The organism is Methanosarcina sp. MSH10X1 (assembly GCF_004099695.1).
Classification (GTDB): Archaea; Halobacteriota; Methanosarcinia; order Methanosarcinales; family Methanosarcinaceae; genus Methanosarcina.
Genome location: NZ_SCHL01000010.1, coordinates 37,350 through 55,248 on the forward strand (window position 1 = coordinate 37,350; position 17,899 = coordinate 55,248).

Genomic DNA, 17,899 nt, shown 5'->3' on the forward strand with positions numbered 1-17,899 from the left:
TTATATATTACTGCGAGTGGATCACACTAATTTTAAGAAATTTTAGAAAAGAAAAAATTTTGATCTGATACCTAACTTATAATATCTATATAAAAAAATATAATAACTATTACTTTACAAATAAAAAACGAAGTATATAACATTTGGAGTATTTGATTTTGACAAGAAAAATTGACTTATACTGTGAAGGTGATTGCTGGGATCCAAAATTATGGAGTGCAACTCCTTATGAACTTGCAACAACATTGAAAAAGATGGGATTACTCCACAATACGTGTAACGTCAATCCTCTTGAAAATGAAAGCTTCATCACCCATTATCTTTCCAAATTGTCTTATCTCCATATTGATAAAAAGGGTGTTTGTACCCTTCAGGATTCTATTCATCCAAGACGTTATAGAGTCTGCGAAAAAAAAGCCCTGGAATTTTATGAATCAAATCCGAAACCAGATTCGATAATTACAATTGGGCACCTTGCTATATTCCATAAAACACCTTATTTTACTCTCCAGGATCTTGATACGAATACAGTTCTAAAATGGAGAAAAGAAAAGAAAACAACTTATATGCTTGATAGAATCCCAATATCTATACTTGAAAAAAATCAAAAAATTCAACAAGAAGTTTACGAAAATGCCGCGGGTATATTTGTTTCAAGTGAATGGGTCAGGAAAAATATCTGTTCATATATCAGTGAACCGCGAAAAGTCTTTACTACAGGAATAGGACACAGATATTCTACAGTGGAATTAACCGAGGAAATTCTCAGGGAAAGATTCGAGAATCCTGTATTATTATTCATAGGTAAAGAAGGAATTAGAAAAGGTGTCGATGCTGTTATAGAAGCCTTTCAACAGATAAAAAATGAATTCAAAAATATGAAATTAAGAATTGTAACAAATCAGGATTTATTACCAAAGCAGGTTAAAAAGTCCATAAATCGCACTCCTGAAGTTGAACTTTATAGTAACATAAGTTCAAAAGAGCTGAGTGATATGTATATGAGTTCTTCATTATTTGTTATGCCTTCCAGGTTTGAACCATTTGGGAAGGTATTCTTTGAAGCAATGGCTTTTGGATTACCTGTCATAGGGGCAAATCATTGCGCAATGCCCGAATTTATAACTAATGACTACAATGGTTATACATCTTCAGTTAACTCTGAGGAAATTGCAGAAAGAGTAAAGCAGGTTTTTGAGTCCTTTAAAACATATAAAAAGCTTTCAAAGAATGCGATATCTGTAAGTGAAAAGTACAGAGAGGAAAATGTGGTGGCAGAGATGCTTTCTATAATTGACAGATATTCGAGTTAAGATATTTTTTAAACATGAAAAATTAAAACATTAATATCCACGTTTTTTTACACCAGGTTTTAAACCAAAATTAATTAATTTTTAATTTATTGTAGTATATAATGATTTATTGTTTAGACAGGATATTTTTGATTGATAATATCAAAAGAGAATATTTAAGATCTAATTCTGGTTAAAGGAATAGCTCACATGTAATATGAGTATTGAAATCTTAAAGTATTCTCAAGCTTTAACCCTATTCTATCTTCTGTTAGTAGAAATAAAACTCAAATAAAAAAATCTTTTTGTGTTTAGAATTCATCTAATCTACATAAAAATTCACATAAATCTATTAAGCCAGAAGTATAGTAATTAAATTAGTAGCATATTGGTGGCTTACTCTTTGTCAAAAAATATTTTATACAGGTATATAACGGATATTCTAACGAAAGTATTTCCATATGTAAAGAGAGTTCTTGAGAAACCTCTTATACTAGCTGGTAAATTTACAGGCTCATTCTTTACTCTATTTTTTAGATCACAGCTTTTTTTCCTTTTTCCTTTCTATCATATTGGAGGAGCCGAGAAAGTTCATCTAAAAATTACTGGTTGCCTTAAAGAGTATAGTCCTATCGTATTTTTTGCGGACAAATCAAAAAATTCTGCACTAAAAAAACAATTTATGCAAAACGCTAAAATATTTAATCTTGGTTATTTGAATAATCCTCTCTTGATCTACTTTTGGGTTGGTGTATTGTCTACGGTTTTCAATAGTAACAGAAATTGCATAGTGTTCGGATGTAACAACCTGCTTTTTTACAGACTACTTCCATATCTGGACCCTCAGATACGCTGTATAGACCTCATACACGCTTTTGGGGGCGGAATTGAAAACTTCAGCCTTCCCTATGTTAACAGATTAGAAAAAAGAGTTGTTATTAATACACGGACATTGAGTGATCTGAAGAACCAGTACCTGTCAAATGATGTTAATGAAAAAATGAATGAAAGAATTTTCTTAATCGAAAACTGTGTGCATGTTCCAGAAAAAATCAGAAGGAAGAGTAAAGGATCTACATTAAGAATCCTGTACGTGGGTCGTGGCTCGGAAGAAAAGCGAGTACACCTTATAGGAGAAATTTCTTGCCTCTGTCATCAAAAAGAAATGCCAGTTGAATTTATCTTGGTTGGAGATATTATAAATTCAATTCCTCATGAGTATAGAAAGTATTGTAATTTTTTAGGAGAAATCCTGGACGAAGAAAAGCTCTCAGAAATATACAATAGTTCTGATATATTGCTGCTCGTATCGAAGTATGAAGGTTTTCCTTTAGTCATAATGGAAGCAATGGCTTATGGCGTCGTACCTATAAGCACGGACGTAGGAGGTATTTCAGAGCATATCCACAACGGGCACAATGGTTTTCTTGTAAAAAATGATAGTGAAGATCTTATAGTAAAAAATGTATGCAATATTATAAGTGAACTTGTCTCAAACGAACTTCTGGTAGATAGGATTTCTACTGAAGCTTATGAATATGCAAAAATAAACTTTAATTGTGAAAAATTCTGCTCAAAATATAAAAAACTAGTCTGGGGAAGATAATTGCTCAATTTTTAAAACATAATGTAAGATACCCGATAGAAAAATAAGTAATGTGAAGAAAATTTTATAATGCTCAACTCTTTATTGAAAAAGATTGTCTTCAGCCTGAAATCAGTTTTAGACGGTTTTCAAAAGAAATTATTAATGAGTATTCTGCGACTTAATACTATCAGGAAACATGGTATCATATACGTTGATTTGATTCCGAAATTTCTTAGTAAAAAAATGATGTGGTTTCTGGCATAATAGTAGGTCTGTCTTAAGCGCCCGGATAGCCTGCAACCACCCGTACCAACTCTATTGTGGTCTGCTACTGCAGCCGGTTGAAAGTAAAACTTAAATCCTCTATTAATTAGCCGCATGTTCAGGTCGCTTTCTTCACGGCAGTATGTGCCCTTGTATGCTTCTTCTTCATATCCGCCTATGGCCTGTAACTTATCCCTTGGGTACAAACAACAGGCATGTCCTATATCTACTTCTAACACACTTCCAGAGTCCTGTCCATAATTGTTGAAAATTTCGCCAGTGAGCCTATTTACATAAAATGGAACATTGCGCCTGACAGCTTCTTGATCAGGTTCTGTATTTTCTATCAATCTTGGAACAATGACAATATTGTGTGTGTCAAAAGAATTGTAAGTGCTGACAAGTTTCTCTAAACAGTCCTTATGAAGTACCAGATCGTCTTCAATGAAAAACACCAGTTTACCTTTAGCAGCCGAAAGAGCTGTGTTCCTATTACGCGGGAGGCCCAGATTTTGTTCATGTGTGACACCGGTTATCCTTATATCTCGGCTCACGTAATGTTTTATGACCTCTACCGTATTATCAGTTGAACAATCGTCCGAAATCAAAAGTTCCCAATTTGTATATGACTGGTTTAAGACGGATTCGATACAGACTCCAAGAATAGCTGCTCTATTATACGTCGGTAAAATTATTGATACTAATGGACTTTTGCTCATAAATTGTTCACCAATTCTTTGCACTGAAGTCTGAGTCTTTATTTTAACTTTTTATTACAGGACATCAACTCGTTTCTTTATACCAAACTTTCTAGAAGTACTAACCTTTATATTGATAATGTTGGATTTTTTGCTAAAAGATTTCTAGGATGAATTATAAGGCAATGACCAGAATTGGACTCAGTTCTTTCAGGTAGCTGTTTGAGATCAATTTCTAGTTTATGTCATTAAAAAAATATCTGTAGAATCATATCTGCAACTCTTTATACAGCTTTAAAGTTTTTTCTGCAGAATCTTCCCAGCTAAATATCTTAGACCGCTTAAGCCCCTTCCTGATTATCTCTTCTTTGAGTCCATCATCAGTTAATAATTGATACATTTCTTCAGCAAGCTTATTTACATCATAAGGATCTGCAACTATGGCAGCATCCCCCACAACTTCTGGTAGTGAAGAGGTATTTGAGGTTATGACAGGTGTCCCGCAAGCCATTGCTTCCAGGGGAGGCATCCCGAATCCTTCATATAAGGAAGGAAACACGAACAAATCCACAGCATTGTATATTTCTGCAAGTTCGCTCTCTGACACATATCCCGTAAAGATAACATCTTTCTGTAAGTTAAGGGACTCTATCTGTTTGAGGAGTTTTTCTCTCACTCCAAGATAGTTTGGCATCCCTACCTTTAGCAGTTTTACCTCTGGGATTCGATTTTTTAGTTTGCTGAATGAGTTTACCAGGAACTGAACATTTTTTCTTGGTTCTTCAGCTCCCACATACAGGATTACTTTCTCATCTTCCCCAATACCATATCTTTTCAAAATTGCCCGGTTTCGGTTTTGATAGTATAAACTGCGGTCCACGGCAGGGGGGATAATTTCTATTTTTTCTTCCGGATATTTTATGTACTTACTGATGTCCTTTTTAGAAAATTCGGATACTGTGATTATTTTTTCTGCTTTTCTCAGCCCTCTGGCATTAAGTTTCCAGATCGGGTTTCTGGTACCGTAATATGCTATGGGTATGATATCGTGGCAGGTAACAATGGTCTTTTTTAAATCTACCAATTCAAGAAGAAATGCCAGATCCTGGCGGGTTATATGCTTAATATTATCCTTAACCATTTTCTTTTTCACAATAAACGGGTATGCAAAATATTCGACAACTCTGTTAACCCCGGTTAATTTAGATACATCAGGATATTCTATCCGGTTTAATTTGACGTTATCTAATCTGCTATGGATTTCACTTTGATATTTTGACATCCCAAATATTTCTTCTGTATTCAGGCCGTTTATATAATCAATTTCCATATTTCAGTTCCCCAGAACCCGGAATGATTTATAAACTCTTTTACTATAAAAGAGCAATCTATTATTTTTTTCCCTGAATATTTTTTATTCTGAATAATCTTTTTTTAATTCCGTCTGTACTGTTTCTCAATTCTTGCTGAGACTTCATTCCAATCCATTATGTTTTTATCTGTTGCGGAATTTATCCCGGAATCTGCTTTTCTTTCCTTTCTCTTGATTTCTCTCAGAGCTCTGGCTACCCTTTCCTTTGAAACCGGATTCTCAATCCCGATGCAGTTCCTTCCGTCCACAAATTCCTCAAGTGCGCTTCCTTTTGCCACTATACACGGAGTTCCCGCAGCCAGTGCCTCCGCAACCGTTATCCCATACGCTTCATGAGAGGAAAGCATTAAAAATATCTCCGCATCGGCATAGCATTCAAGCAGTTCTTTTCTTGAAAGGTCTTTTAACCATTCAACTCTACCCTCAACCCCATAACCCTTTGCCATATTACGAAGCTCGGCCTCATATGGTCCTTTCCCAACAATTCTCAACCGGAAATGCTGAAGTTCAGGCAGACTCTGGATAATATACTGCACCCCTTTATATTCTTCCAGGCGGCCTACATAGAGAAGAAGTTTTTCCCTCCTTACTTTACTTTTTTGGTTTTTTTCAGACACTTTCAGGTTTTCGAATTCTTTGAGATTTATTCCGTTCGGGATTTTTACGGTTTTTGAGGCAATCTTGAAATCCGATTCTACAAGCTTCTTTTCATATTCCGATACGCATATTACGGAGTCTGCCCTGGAGAATATCAGTTTCCCGAGAAGCCTGTAAGGCTTATGCAGTAAATTCCTGAATACGGTATGGCCGTGCCTGTGATAATGAGGAGTGAATACAAATTTTCCGCCACGCCTCCCAAGCGATGCGAGAAATGCAGGAAAAGCATGATAACTGTGCGCATGAATTACATCATAATCTTGTTTTTTGAGGTAAGTATAGATCTGAGGAGCGAAATAATACGCATTCCCCGGAGCAAAAGACCCGAACCTGATAACTTTTACTCCATTTATTGTCTCTTTCTTATTCAGTTTTCCCGTGGGGTCCGTTGTTATAACCTCAACATCATGCCCTGCTCTAACCAGCCTCTCACTAATTTCTTTAACATGAGTTTCCACTCCCCCTATATCAGGAGAGTAACGTGGACAGATCTGGGCTATTTTCAAGGCTGAACCTCCTTATTCTGGAACCTATACGGAGTAATGCATTAGCTTAATATAAAGATAATGTGATAGTTTAGACAAATGAAATCTAACAGGAGTATTTGCATAGTTGGACCTTCGAAACGTTTCTTGAGCGGCATCAGTTATTACACTATTCGTCTGGCAAATGCCATGTCTGCTGAAAAAGCTGTTTCGGTTGTCTGCTTTCGACAATTGCTTCCAACTTTTCTTTTTCCAGGAAAATCCCATGTAGGAAAGAATATTTCCGCCCTGAACTTTTCACCCGAAATACCTGTTTTCGATGGCATGGACTATAACAATCCACTGACCTGGATTCAAGCATACCATTTCCTTGAAGTGCAAAAGCCGGATATTATTGTTTTGCAATGGTGGACTTCCTCGGTTGCACATATGCAGCTTCTGCTGAAGCTTTTTGCAGGTTTATTGCATAAACCGAAAATGATTATAGAATTTCATGAAGTCGTGGACCCTTTTGAAGAATCAATACTTCCTATCCGTTTATATTCAAAAGCAACAGGAAAACTGCTCCGTAAAAACCTTGATGCATATATTACTCATTCCGAATCCGACAAACAGCTTGTTGCAAAAAGATACTCAATTCCTTCTGAAAAAATCCATGTAATCCCACATGGGCTTTATGACCAGTATGGGGAGCTGCTTGATACAAAAGAAGCGAAAAGAAATCTCTCAATAAAGGATGATTTCGTTATACTTTCCTTCGGCTTGATTCGAAAGTATAAGGGAATTCCCTATCTTATCAGGGCTTTTGAGCAGTTACCCCCGGAGGTTCTTGAGAAAAGCCGGCTGTTGATTGTCGGGGAAATCTGGGAAGATCGCAGGGAATTGCTTGACCAGATTAAAGCCTCTCCTTTTTGTGATTGTATCACGCTGGTAGATGAATATGTTCCTGATGACAGAATAAATGTGTATTTTAGTGCTGCAGATGTGGTGGTTCTACCTTACCTGAGGGCTTCTCAGAGCGGGATTGCCCATATTGCCATGTCTTTTGGAAAGCCTGTTGTTGTCTCTGAGGTAGGCGGTTTGAAAGAATCAATGGCTAAATATGAAGGAACTTTTTTCGTCCCCCCGGAAGATATTGATTCTATCCGGAATGCTATTCTCAACCGGTTTGGGGAAAGAAAGCATTACGAAGCTCCGGATCAGAAATGGGATAAAATTATAAGCTGTTACATTGAATTAATAGGATCAATTTAATTTCTTTTCCGTAGTTGTGTATGAATTTTTAACTTTATTCTTAAAGGGGTCATTGTGAGTTGTCAGGAACATCCTGTATCATCATTCCAAGACAAAATAAAATCCAGCTGGCTTTATACTCTGGCGGTTACGATAATCGGTTTTATATCTCTGTGGGTCAGAACACTTCCCTCCGACGGTGTACTTTTTCCTTGCGGGCAGGTACGAATTAACAGTGCCCTATCCAACTGAGGACCTCATTGCCGGCGAAATCCAGTTCGATACTGCGCCTGTGGGACCCTATGTGGTGAGCTATGGTGACACAACAAAAGAAGTAAGGGTGAGTGAAGAAGCTGTATTAAATGGAGATGAGATTAAAATCTAAGAAGAGATAAATTTAAGAAGAGATAAATCTCTTTTGAGATTTTTGCAGCAATCTGCTACTTTCCAGAATATTTACGTATCTTTTATATATCCATTATTAGTATTCACCATTTACATATACTTTTATATAGTATTAATAAAGTTATCCACATGTATAAGGGCTTCTCAGAGTGGAAAAATAGTGCCGCATCTTTTAGCAAGCGTCTCCCAAAAGACTTATTGTTTCATGGATAGGCGGATTTAAATAGATGTCGGCGGCTAAGAGAAACAATATTCTGTTCGGAATATTGTAACGCCTTTCGACAACTGTCTTGATCGGCTCAGTATAAAGATCGTATGAAGCTCCTGAACACGAATTAGATAAGATTATAACTAATCATACTGAATTGTTAAGTAAAACAATATTATTTATTTGATTTTCTTCTTCCACAAATTATATATTTAATTGCAAAAATTTACCTCTTAAAGGGGATTATTATGAGTTCTCAGGAACATCCTGTATCATCATTCCAAGACAGAATAAAATCCAGCTTGCCTTATACTCTGGCGGTTGCGATAATCGGTTTTATATCTCTGTGGGTCAGAACACTTCCTTCGGATACCGTTTTTTTTCCTGGAGGGATCGTAAAATTCGCGACCAATGACGCCTGGTACCACATTCGTACTTTAAATGTCCTGCTTGAAAATTACCCCCACAGGATGTTTTACAATCCCATGACCAATTATCCTCACGGGAGTTACATCCATTTCGGGCCGTTATTCGATCAGATGATCGCGATTACTTCCATGATTCTCGGGGCTGGCAGTCCCAGTCCCCAGCTTGTTAATACTATAGGTGCGTACTTCCCTGCCGTGCTGGGTGCACTTATTGTTATCCCTGTTTACTACATCGGGAAACATCTTGGCGGGCGCAAAGCCGGGCTTCTGGCTGCAATCCTTATTGCCTTCGCTCCAGGGCAGTTCCTGTCCCGTTCACTGATCGGTTTTACGGATCATCATGTTGCCGAATCACTATTCAGCACTTTCTTTATGATGTTTTTCATGCTTGCGCTGATCTCGGCAAAGGAGAAAAAGCTGCGCCTTGAAGACGTGTTCAATAAGAATTTCGATATCCTGAAAGAGCCTTTGCTATACTCGGTTGTTGCTGGTGTGATGTATTCCGCCTACCAGCTTTCATGGCCAGGAGGGTCTCTTTTCCTACTAATAGCTCTTGTTTACGCCGTATTCCAGTACATACTTGACAATTTCCGCAATGAATCGAGTGATTATCTCGGGTTTGCAGGCATTGTTACCTTTCTGGTAAGTGCAATACTTATCCTTCCCTTTGTGCACCCTGATATGGGTTTTTCCCTGTATTACTATTCATGGTTCCATGTGGTGACTGCACTCGGAACAATGGCAAGCTTTGCAGCTCTGAGTTTCCTTGAAAGGGAGTTCAAAAGAAAGCAGTTAAAGGCTTATTACTTCCCGCTTATAATTCTCGGAGCTGGCATTCTCGGACTCCTGATTGCTAAAATCGTGTCTCCTTCGCTTTATTCCCTGATTATACATGCCCCGACAACTGTCTTCATGATTCAGCAGGGAGGGCCTTCTACTATTGGTGAGGCCAGTTCCATATTCTACCAGGGCGGCGTATTCACTCTTTCAAAGGCTTTTGCAAACTTCACTGCTACAGGTTTTCTGGCTTCTCTGCTCGGGATGCTAGTTCTGGCTGCAAGCCTGTTCAGAAGACCAAAACCCCAGGAAGTACTGGTTCTTATCTGGAGCTTTTTTATTCTCCTTGCAATTTACGGCCAGAACCGGTTTGCATATTACTATTCCATAAATGTTTCAATCCTGGGTGCTTATCTGGGAGGACTGCTGCTTGACAGGGTAAAATGGAGTGAACTTGACCAGAAGTTCAAAAGTAATGTAAGGTCGCCTGCGGATATTCCTAATGCTTTTAAATTTATCAAAATACAGCAGGTTCTTGCAGTTCTTGCTATAGTAGTATTTCTGATTTATCCGGTGTACGGATCTGCAATGTATCAGGCAAAAGGCTCAAACGAGCCCAATGAACCCTGGCTGGAAGCTACTTTGTGGCTTCGTTCAAACACGCCTGATCCCGGAATGGACTTCAACGCCATTTACGAAGCCCCTGAAGACGGTGAGCTTTTCGCGTATCCTGATACCGCATACGGTGTTATGTCCTGGTGGGATTACGGTCACTATATAGAATATTTCGGTCACCGGATGCCCAATGCTAATCCCTTCCAGGCAGGCGTAGGAGGCCGCAGGACAAGCATTGATGAGGAAAATCAGCCAGGTGCTGCATCATTTTTCACAGCCCAATCCGAAGGGGAGGCAAGTGCCGTGCTTGAAGCCGTAGACCCGCGGCCTGATAAAACAGGAGCACGTTACATAATGTCTGACGCCAGAATGGCTACGGATATATTCGGTGCAATGCCTGCGTGGACTCTCGATACCGAAGGGTACTTTCAACCTTACTGGACAGGGAGTGGGTACCAGAATATACCTTCGACCCGATACTTCAACTCGATGGAAGCAAGACTTCACATTTTTGATGCAAACGGTTTGAAGCAGTACCGTATGGTCTATGAGACCCAGGCCTATCAGACCGATGAGGTAGGATATAAGCAGGTCTACAATTTCTTCTCCGGAGGCAATATTCCTGAAACAAATACCGGTTATCTCAAGGTCTTCGAGTACGTCAAAGGTGCAAATATAACAGGTACGGCTTCCTCCAATGAGATTGTTAAAATAAGCACTACAATTCTTACAGGGCAGGGACGGACCTTTGAGTACACACAATCAACAACTGCGGACTCTGCGGGCAGGTACGAATTTACAGTGCCCTATTCAACCGAAGGTCCCATTGCCGGCGAAACCCAGTTCGATACTGCACCTGTGGGACCCTACGTGGTGAGCTATGGCGACACAACGAGAGAAGTAAGAGTAAGTGAAGAGGCTGTGTTAAACGGAGAAGAGATAAAGGTCTAAAGCAGTACGGAGTGTGCTATTGCTTACTCTCCTGCACCTCTCCCTCTTTTCCTTATGCCTTTATTTCTTAGCTCTATATTGTCCGTCTTGCTTTTGAGCCAGATTTGTAGAATCTTTATTAATTTTTCCCGCTACCTAGATATACTATTAAAAAAACCTACTTTGCAGGTGAAGCGTGATGGAAACCCCTATAATAGGCCGAGTGTGGAAGTTCGGAAACGATATTGATACGGATGTGATAATTCCCGGAAAATACCTGCGGACTAAGGATATGCAGGTTTTTGCAGCTCATGCAATGGAAGGCATTGACCCCGAGTTTGCAGAAAAGGTAAAACCAGGGGATATTATCGTGGCAGGCAGCAATTTCGGCTGTGGCTCGTCAAGGGAACAGGCTCCCCTCGCTTTAAAACACGCAGGTATAGCCTGCGTTGTCGCAAAATCTTTCGCAAGGATTTTCTTCCGAAATGCAATCAACGTGGGGCTACCTCTTATGGAAGCTGATGTCGAATGCCAGGAAGGCGACGAGATCAGGGTTGACCTGTTAAAAGGCGAGGTTATAGTTCCGGGAAAAGGTACGTTTAGAGGGAATAAACTGCCGGATTTCCTGCTCCAGATACTTGCTGACGGCGGGCTTGTAGCTCACAGAAAGAAAATCCAGGACGAGCAAAAGGAATAACCTGGTTCCATGAATACTGGAACTGAGTTGAAATTTAACTTTTATTCAAAGCAATCAATCACCTAAAAAACAGATCCTCCAAAACAATCGATACCTATGATTTTTCCTGATGAATATAAACATGTGGGCGTGACTAAATCTTCCTGCCCTGGCACTGAAGAGCCAATCTACTTTCTGACTGACTACCTTATTGCCGAAAAGGAAAACCCTCAGACCGGCGGCTCCGAATATGCAGTCTATCACGTGAAAAAAAATGGAGAGGGGCTGCTCAGGAAAGTTGAAGCCCTCGAAACTATAGCTTCGGGAGAAGAGATAGTAAAATATGACCGGGAACTGAACATAAAAGACCGCACACTTCTGATCGAGACTGCCGGAAGACTCTGTGCCGGCAAAGTGAATACGGTAATCTTTACAGGTGTGGACCGGCACGTTACTTTTGTCCATAAGCCTGATCCCTCAAGCATTCTTGAACTCGAAATCCTTGACGTTGCTCCTCCTTATCCTTCCTGGCTTTCACTGGTTGTGCGAAGGCTTGAAGCCAGTGGAATTTTTGGCGATCTGCAGGTGAAGTTTATCGAAAAGGTAATTAACCTCAGGCAATTCGAAGGGAAAAATACCGTTTTCCCGTGCAGCGCATCAGGACTGGAGGGAAAATGCCTGGATTCGGATGTTCTCACAGAAAATGGGCATTTGCTGGTAGGATGCGAAATTTCAAAGACCCTTTTTGAGATGCGTTTTCCTCAACTTGAGTATTCCTTTGTAAATATCTGTCCTTTCAAGTCCGAAATAGTTGTGCCCTCGAAATCTTTTATTACGCGCTGCTGCAGGTCCGAGAATTCAGGGTTTGTAAGTATCTCGGGTTTTGATGGCGCCGTAGTTCACTGGGGAGCATCGGAGTACCAGGTTGCTGAGGCTATCCGGAACCTTGTAAACAGCCTGAAGCTGCGATCTGAGGATTCAAATACGCAGCCTTGAAAATTTAACTGTAGCTTTTCCAATCGCCTGCAATGAATATATTACGAAACAATGGTCTATCCAGACCATGTACCCGGAACAGTTAAAAATGAAAAAATAGAATTGCAGGTACCTACTCGAAACCTTCAGCCAAACTTATACTGGCTCCTCGGTTTAAACCAGTGCTCCATACGCAGCATCTGCTGCTTTTTCCATTTAATCTCATTCCCTGCTAATAATTTATATTCTTTTTTAGACCCTCTATGAATTGTTCTGAATTTTCCAAGCGAATATTCTTATTTAGCCCATGAGCCCAAATCAGGGTCATAAGCTTTTTGTTCTTTGCCGAGTGGGGCAAGAATTATTGACCAATCTATTAACCTTACTCCGGCTTATCCTGACCAGCTTCCTGTGAAACAACCTACAACTTGACTGAAAATATCAAATATGAATACACAAATAAGTAAATAAAAAGAAGAAATAGGTAAAAATTAGAAAAGCCTATTATCTATAAAGTACATAAATTTAAAGGATCAATTTACGGTGACGCTCGCAAAGTAAGGGGACGAGATGGGAACGTCAAGAGTTAAGCGATCTAATGTAATCATTGTCTTTTCCTGTTACAAAATAAAATTGAAGTGTAGGGATTTGATACTATGTTCTGGCTCATGCTTGCATGGCTTGTCGGGGTTCTTGCAGGGGTTTTCATTCTAAAGATCTTGCTCATAATGGCTGCAGTGCAGGTTTCAATTGCTTATAACTCAATCCTCGGACGTAATGTTCAGGCGAAATATCAACAGGTGAACGTGATACCTGACTGGGTCAAAACTCTCGCCGACGATAATATATACCAGCGTTATTCGATTGATCCTCCACGCTTTGTGGCATATCCGTCATTTTATAGAAGTGGCTTCAAGTTTTTTGATGATCACAACTATAAATATGCCATTTCTTATGACGGCACTGGTAAGTACACAGTTTATAGAAAATTGAGCTCTGAACCGTCGGGCAATAAACTAAAATCCGCGGTCGAAGGAAAGTCTAAAACAAAGGAAAGTCTAAAACGAAGGTATGACCCAAAACCGTTGACCCGAAACCGTTGACTCGAAACCGTTGCGCCGGTCGATCACGCTCCGGTTATACCGGTCTAGATAAAGCATGAGTTTTTGATAAAACTTTTTTTGAAAAAGTTTTCGCTCAAGCCTTTTCAAAAAAGGCTTGCGTTTCGCCGGTCGATCACGCCGCTACGTTATTTTCGATAAAGCATAGTTTTTGATAAAACTTTTTTTGAAAAAGTTTTCGCTCAAGCTTTTTTTGAAAAGGCTTGCGGACAAGCTCTTTTTTGAAAAGGCTTGTATTTTGAGAAGGGTTTTTATCTTTTCCGAAGACATAACTTTAAATCTGATTGTGGATTTATGGGTCATCAAAAGGGTGACAATCAAGTCATATAGACAACTATACGGCTTTTGATTCTCAAACGTTCTCATATGCTGAGGGTTTTCGCGTCCTTAAATGTTAATCTGTACAATTTGTAAAACGAAACCGGAGTAAATATTTGATGTCTTTCCTGACTAATTTCCTTCTAGGGCTTGGGCTTGCAATGGATGCATTTGCGGTTTCTATGTCCAGTGGCACTACGATAAGACCTTTCCGGCTCAGTGATGCCCTGAAGCTGGCTTTCTTTTTCGGAGGATTCCAGGCTTTAATGCCTGTGCTGGGCTGGCTTGGAGGGAGTGCAGTAAGCGGCTTTGTTTCGGACTATGCTCCCTGGATTGCTTTTGGGCTTCTAGCCTTTATCGGAGGCAAAATGATTTATGAGGCTCTTTACGGAAGTCCTGAAGGAAAGGTAAGTTCTCTTAATTATTCGGTACTTTTTGTGCTCGCAGTTGCTACAAGCATAGACGCCCTTGCTGTGGGGATCAGTTTTGCGTTTCTAAATACGCCTATTCTTGAGCCTGTAATTATAATAGGCTGCGTGACCTTTTTCATGTCTTTCTGCGGTGCACTCCTTGGATACAGGATAGGTTATTTCTTTGAGCACGAAGTCGAGATCATCGGAGGTCTTATCCTTGTAGGGCTCGGCGTAAAGATTCTTGCCGAACACCTGCTCTGGATCTGAGAAGCCGCAGAATCTCAAAAACTTACGCCAGATTCATATACCTCAAACTATAGATGCAGTTAGCATGAAACTGGCTGTAATCGAAGGTGATGGGATTGGCAGGGAGGTAATCCCTGCGGCTGTCAAAGTCCTTGATGCTTTCGGGCTTGAGTTTGAGATAGTGCCCCTGGAGCTCGGCTACACCCGATGGGAAAGAACAGGGACTGCAATGTCGAGTGAAGATCTCGATACTATAAAAGGATGCGACGCTGTGCTCTTTGGGGCAGTCACCACTGTGCCGGACCCGAGTTATAAAAGTGTTCTCCTGACCATCCGAAAGGAACTGGATCTGTATGCAAATATCAGGCCTGTAAAACCTCTCCCCGGCATAACCGGAGTTGCCGGCAGAAATGACTTCGATTTTATTATTGTAAGGGAAAACACTGAAGGGCTGTACTCGGGAATTGAGGAGATAGGACCTGAACTTTCCTGGACAAAAAGAATCATCACCCGAAAAGGGTCCGAGCGGATTGCCGAATACGCCTGTAAGCTTGCAAAAGAAAGGAAGAACAGGCTGACCATTGTCCATAAATCCAATGTCCTCAAATCCGACAAACTTTTCCTCGATGTTTGCAGGAAGACCGCTGCTGCTTATGGCATAGAATATGGGGATATGCTTGTTGACTCGATGGCGTACAGCCTTATCATGCACCCTGAAAGGTATGATGTTGTGGTTACAACAAACCTCTTCGGAGATATCCTGAGTGATATGTGTGCAGCTCTTGTCGGAAGCCTTGGCCTTGTCCCGAGTGCCAATATAGGAGATAGATATGCTTTTTTCGAGCCTGTGCATGGGAGCGCGCCCGATATTGCCGGAAAGGGCATTGCAAATCCGCTTGCCGCAATTCTCTGCGTAAAGATGCTGCTGGAATGGATGGGGGAGTCCCGATCCCGAATTATAGATGAGGCAATAGCCCATGTGCTTCAAAAGAAAATCATCACTCCTGACCTTGGAGGAACGGCAAGCACAATAGAAGTCGGAAACGCGGTTGCGGAATATATAGTTAAAAATGTGTGAAAAGTTCAATCAGGCAGGCTGGTGATCCCTCCTGCCAGAGGAGAGCTTTTAATGTTTTAGACCCTTTTTCTAATAGGATGCAGTTAGACTTTTGTCAAAAATACTGCACTCTAATTCCGATGTATAACTGACGGATGAATGGGGGTTTTGTTCTGCGCCAATTTTTCGATGTCTCATTGCCTATTACGGAAGAAATGGTTGTATATCCGGGAAAGCCGGAACCTTCTATTGAGAGATATGCCTCTATCCCCAGGGATAAGGTAAACGAGTCTATCCTGACTCTGGGAAGTCATACAGGTACTCACGTAGAATCAAGACTGCATCTTCGTGAAGGAAGAGAAGGAGCTGCTGATCTGCCTCTTGATCATTTTTACGGAAAATGCAGAGTCTTTGATCTTATTCATGTGGAAAACGAGATTCGCAGGCAGGATCTTGAAGCGTTTGAAATACAGCCTGGAGAGATAGTGCTTCTAAAGACCAGAAACTCGGCTCTGGGTTACGTGAAATTCCTTGAAAATTACGTGCACCTTAAAATGGACGCAGCTGAATACCTCGTCAATGCCGGAATCAAAACCCTGGGATTTGATTATCTTAGCGTTAAAAAACCTGAAGGGGACGACGAAGTCCGCGAAATCCTTATCAATAACGCTACTTTGTTTTTAGGACTCAACCTTGCCGGTGTGCATGAAGGAGAGTATACATTTTTAGGTCTGCCTCTCCGAATAAATACAGATGGAGCTCCGGCGAGAGTGATGCTGGTTAAGGAGTAATATGCACTATAAGTAACAGGAATTCATAGAATGGTAATAGTATAAAATGGTAATAGTATAAAATATTATAAAAGCATAAAATAGCATAAAATAAAATCAAAAGGCAGCTAAAATAAACATAAGAAATAGTATAAAATGAGTTAAAAAGCAGCTAAAATACACATAAGAAACAGGTAAAATGAGTTAAAAAGCAGGTAAGATAAAAGAAAATAAAAATTAAAGATAACTATAGAATAAAAGACTGTAAAATAAAAGATCTAAATAAAAGATCTGAGGTAAAAATCAGAATTCTATAAGTTGCAAAAGCCGGTAGATTATCTTAAGATACTAAAGCAGGTGTTGAAAAATAGCTGGAAGGGGCAACTTTCCTGTTCCAGAAAGCCCTTCCTATTTAAGTCTGGCGTATTTTTCTGTTTTTCTTAAGTTTAAAACTTAAGCTCTCTTTTCCTCTTCACTTACTTGATTATTCCTTTTTTCCGGACTTGTTTTTCCCCGTTTGATTTCTCTGGAAGGTTTGCTTATACTCCCTATAAAGTTCAAACTGCTCATAATAAAGGGCTCTTTCGATTATCTCCTCAAAAAACTCATTCATATGGATTCCCCCTGACCCACATGATATTTCTTTCTCATACCTATAAATGTTTGCCGTTGTGCCGGCAGACCTTCCCAAAAATAGTTATAACATGTCAACCTCTAAACTTATCCTGTGGAATTGAGGCAGGACTTTCAGGCTGAAATGGAACCGGTTGAAAGCGAGTTTCTCTCCGCCTTTTATCTGCTGGATATTCTCCTGTACTGCCGATTTTTTTCTGACCTTCCTTAAAGCTTACTTTTAAATTACTTTTTGTTGAAACTCACTTCCCAACGTTCCAGTTCTTTAGAGACTTTGCAGCATTTTAATTTACAGCTTTTACTATGTGAATCAAACTACCCTCGGGCTGGGGGTTAATAAATCAATCTCATATACTTATTGCCTGAGCCTTTAATCTAAGTGCAGGCAAGTCTTCAAAATACTCCGAAGGGTATATGTTCCTGTAACTTTCAAACTGCTCATAATACTGCGCACGTTCGACAAGACCTTTGAATATTTCCTCCATTATATTACACCTCTATTTCCAAAACTACTTTAGTATTTATTAACCTCAGCCTAGCAAGGTGAAAGTATTTTTAAAGGATTCCGGGCAAAGATTTCCGGATTATATGGCTACTGAGACTGAAAGCCTATTTTAAACATTTATAAAAAAATAGAATATAACGAAGAAAAATATTAAAAGGAGAATTAAGATAAGATAAGTTTTAAAAGGAGAAGAGTTAGACAGAACAAGTTTTTAAAGGCAGCCAGGATAATTA

At 39.8% G+C, this 17,899-nt stretch carries 15 protein-coding genes and 1 pseudogene; 11 read left to right on the top strand and 5 right to left on the bottom strand.

What is annotated here, in order from left to right; translation table 11 throughout:
- The first annotated feature begins 158 nt into the window (after positions 1-158).
- Positions 159-1,313, top strand: coding sequence for a glycosyltransferase family 4 protein (locus EQO05_RS09495; protein ID WP_128505940.1), 1,155 nt, complete (start codon positions 159-161; stop codon positions 1,311-1,313).
- Positions 1,314-1,695: 382 nt separating this feature from the next.
- Entirely contained in the window at positions 1,696-2,898 is a 1,203-nt protein-coding gene (locus EQO05_RS09500) for a glycosyltransferase family 4 protein (RefSeq protein ID WP_128505942.1), read from the top strand.
- A 128-nt stretch (positions 2,899-3,026) separates the two neighbouring features.
- Here EQO05_RS09500 and EQO05_RS09505 read toward each other — a convergent pair whose 3' ends face one another.
- The 3 genes from EQO05_RS09505 to EQO05_RS09515 form a co-directional block, all read right to left on the bottom strand.
- Complete coding sequence (locus tag EQO05_RS09505) at positions 3,027-3,863, bottom strand: glycosyltransferase family 2 protein (protein WP_128505944.1); 837 nt, start codon at positions 3,861-3,863, stop codon at positions 3,027-3,029.
- A 247-nt stretch (positions 3,864-4,110) separates the two neighbouring features.
- Positions 4,111-5,172, bottom strand: a complete 1,062-nt coding sequence (locus EQO05_RS09510; protein WP_128505946.1) for a glycosyltransferase family 1 protein — start codon at positions 5,170-5,172, stop codon at positions 4,111-4,113.
- Positions 5,173-5,276: 104 nt separating this feature from the next.
- Positions 5,277-6,377, bottom strand: a complete 1,101-nt coding sequence (locus EQO05_RS09515; RefSeq protein WP_128505948.1) for a glycosyltransferase family 4 protein — start codon at positions 6,375-6,377, stop codon at positions 5,277-5,279.
- Positions 6,378-6,455: 78 nt separating this feature from the next.
- On the opposite strand from EQO05_RS09515, the gene EQO05_RS09520 reads away from it, so the two are divergent.
- The 9 genes and pseudogenes from EQO05_RS09520 (at position 6,456) to EQO05_RS09560 (ending at position 16,549) form a co-directional block, all read left to right on the top strand.
- The gene (locus EQO05_RS09520) at positions 6,456-7,610 is read left to right on the top strand and encodes a glycosyltransferase (protein WP_128505950.1); all 1,155 of its coding nucleotides are present in this window, start codon (positions 6,456-6,458) and stop codon (positions 7,608-7,610) included.
- 196 nt (positions 7,611-7,806) lie between these two features.
- Positions 7,807-7,974: pseudogene (locus tag EQO05_RS09525) on the top strand (hypothetical protein); the annotation flags it as partial.
- A 476-nt stretch (positions 7,975-8,450) separates the two neighbouring features.
- Positions 8,451-10,973 (top strand): oligosaccharyl transferase, archaeosortase A system-associated, encoded by a 2,523-nt coding sequence (locus tag EQO05_RS09530; protein ID WP_128505953.1) that lies wholly within the window; start codon positions 8,451-8,453, stop codon positions 10,971-10,973.
- Between the two features lie 178 nt (positions 10,974-11,151).
- Positions 11,152-11,649, top strand: a complete 498-nt coding sequence (hacB, locus tag EQO05_RS09535; protein WP_128505955.1) for a homoaconitase small subunit — start codon at positions 11,152-11,154, stop codon at positions 11,647-11,649.
- A gap of 96 nt (positions 11,650-11,745) precedes the next feature.
- Entirely contained in the window at positions 11,746-12,624 is an 879-nt protein-coding gene (locus EQO05_RS09540; RefSeq protein WP_128505956.1) for a hypothetical protein, read from the top strand.
- Positions 12,625-13,259: 635 nt separating this feature from the next.
- Positions 13,260-13,706: a hypothetical protein gene (locus tag EQO05_RS09545; RefSeq protein ID WP_128505958.1), complete on the top strand. Its 447-nt coding sequence runs from the start codon at positions 13,260-13,262 to the stop codon at positions 13,704-13,706.
- A 455-nt stretch (positions 13,707-14,161) separates the two neighbouring features.
- Positions 14,162-14,722: a manganese efflux pump MntP family protein gene (locus EQO05_RS09550; protein WP_128505960.1), complete on the top strand. Its 561-nt coding sequence runs from the start codon at positions 14,162-14,164 to the stop codon at positions 14,720-14,722.
- 64 nt (positions 14,723-14,786) lie between these two features.
- Positions 14,787-15,779, top strand: a complete 993-nt coding sequence (locus EQO05_RS09555; RefSeq protein ID WP_128505962.1) for an isocitrate/isopropylmalate dehydrogenase family protein — start codon at positions 14,787-14,789, stop codon at positions 15,777-15,779.
- Positions 15,780-15,955: 176 nt separating this feature from the next.
- Positions 15,956-16,549, top strand: coding sequence for a cyclase family protein (locus tag EQO05_RS09560; RefSeq protein WP_240664536.1), 594 nt, complete (start codon positions 15,956-15,958; stop codon positions 16,547-16,549).
- A 463-nt stretch (positions 16,550-17,012) separates the two neighbouring features.
- Here EQO05_RS09560 and EQO05_RS16140 read toward each other — a convergent pair whose 3' ends face one another.
- Together EQO05_RS16140 and EQO05_RS15550 are read right to left on the bottom strand one after the other, a co-directional pair.
- The gene (locus EQO05_RS16140) at positions 17,013-17,141 is read right to left on the bottom strand and encodes a hypothetical protein (RefSeq protein ID WP_255420847.1); all 129 of its coding nucleotides are present in this window, start codon (positions 17,139-17,141) and stop codon (positions 17,013-17,015) included.
- Positions 17,142-17,508: 367 nt separating this feature from the next.
- Positions 17,509-17,646: a hypothetical protein gene (locus EQO05_RS15550; RefSeq protein WP_164888522.1), complete on the bottom strand. Its 138-nt coding sequence runs from the start codon at positions 17,644-17,646 to the stop codon at positions 17,509-17,511.
- Between the last annotated feature and the right edge of the window lie 253 nt (positions 17,647-17,899).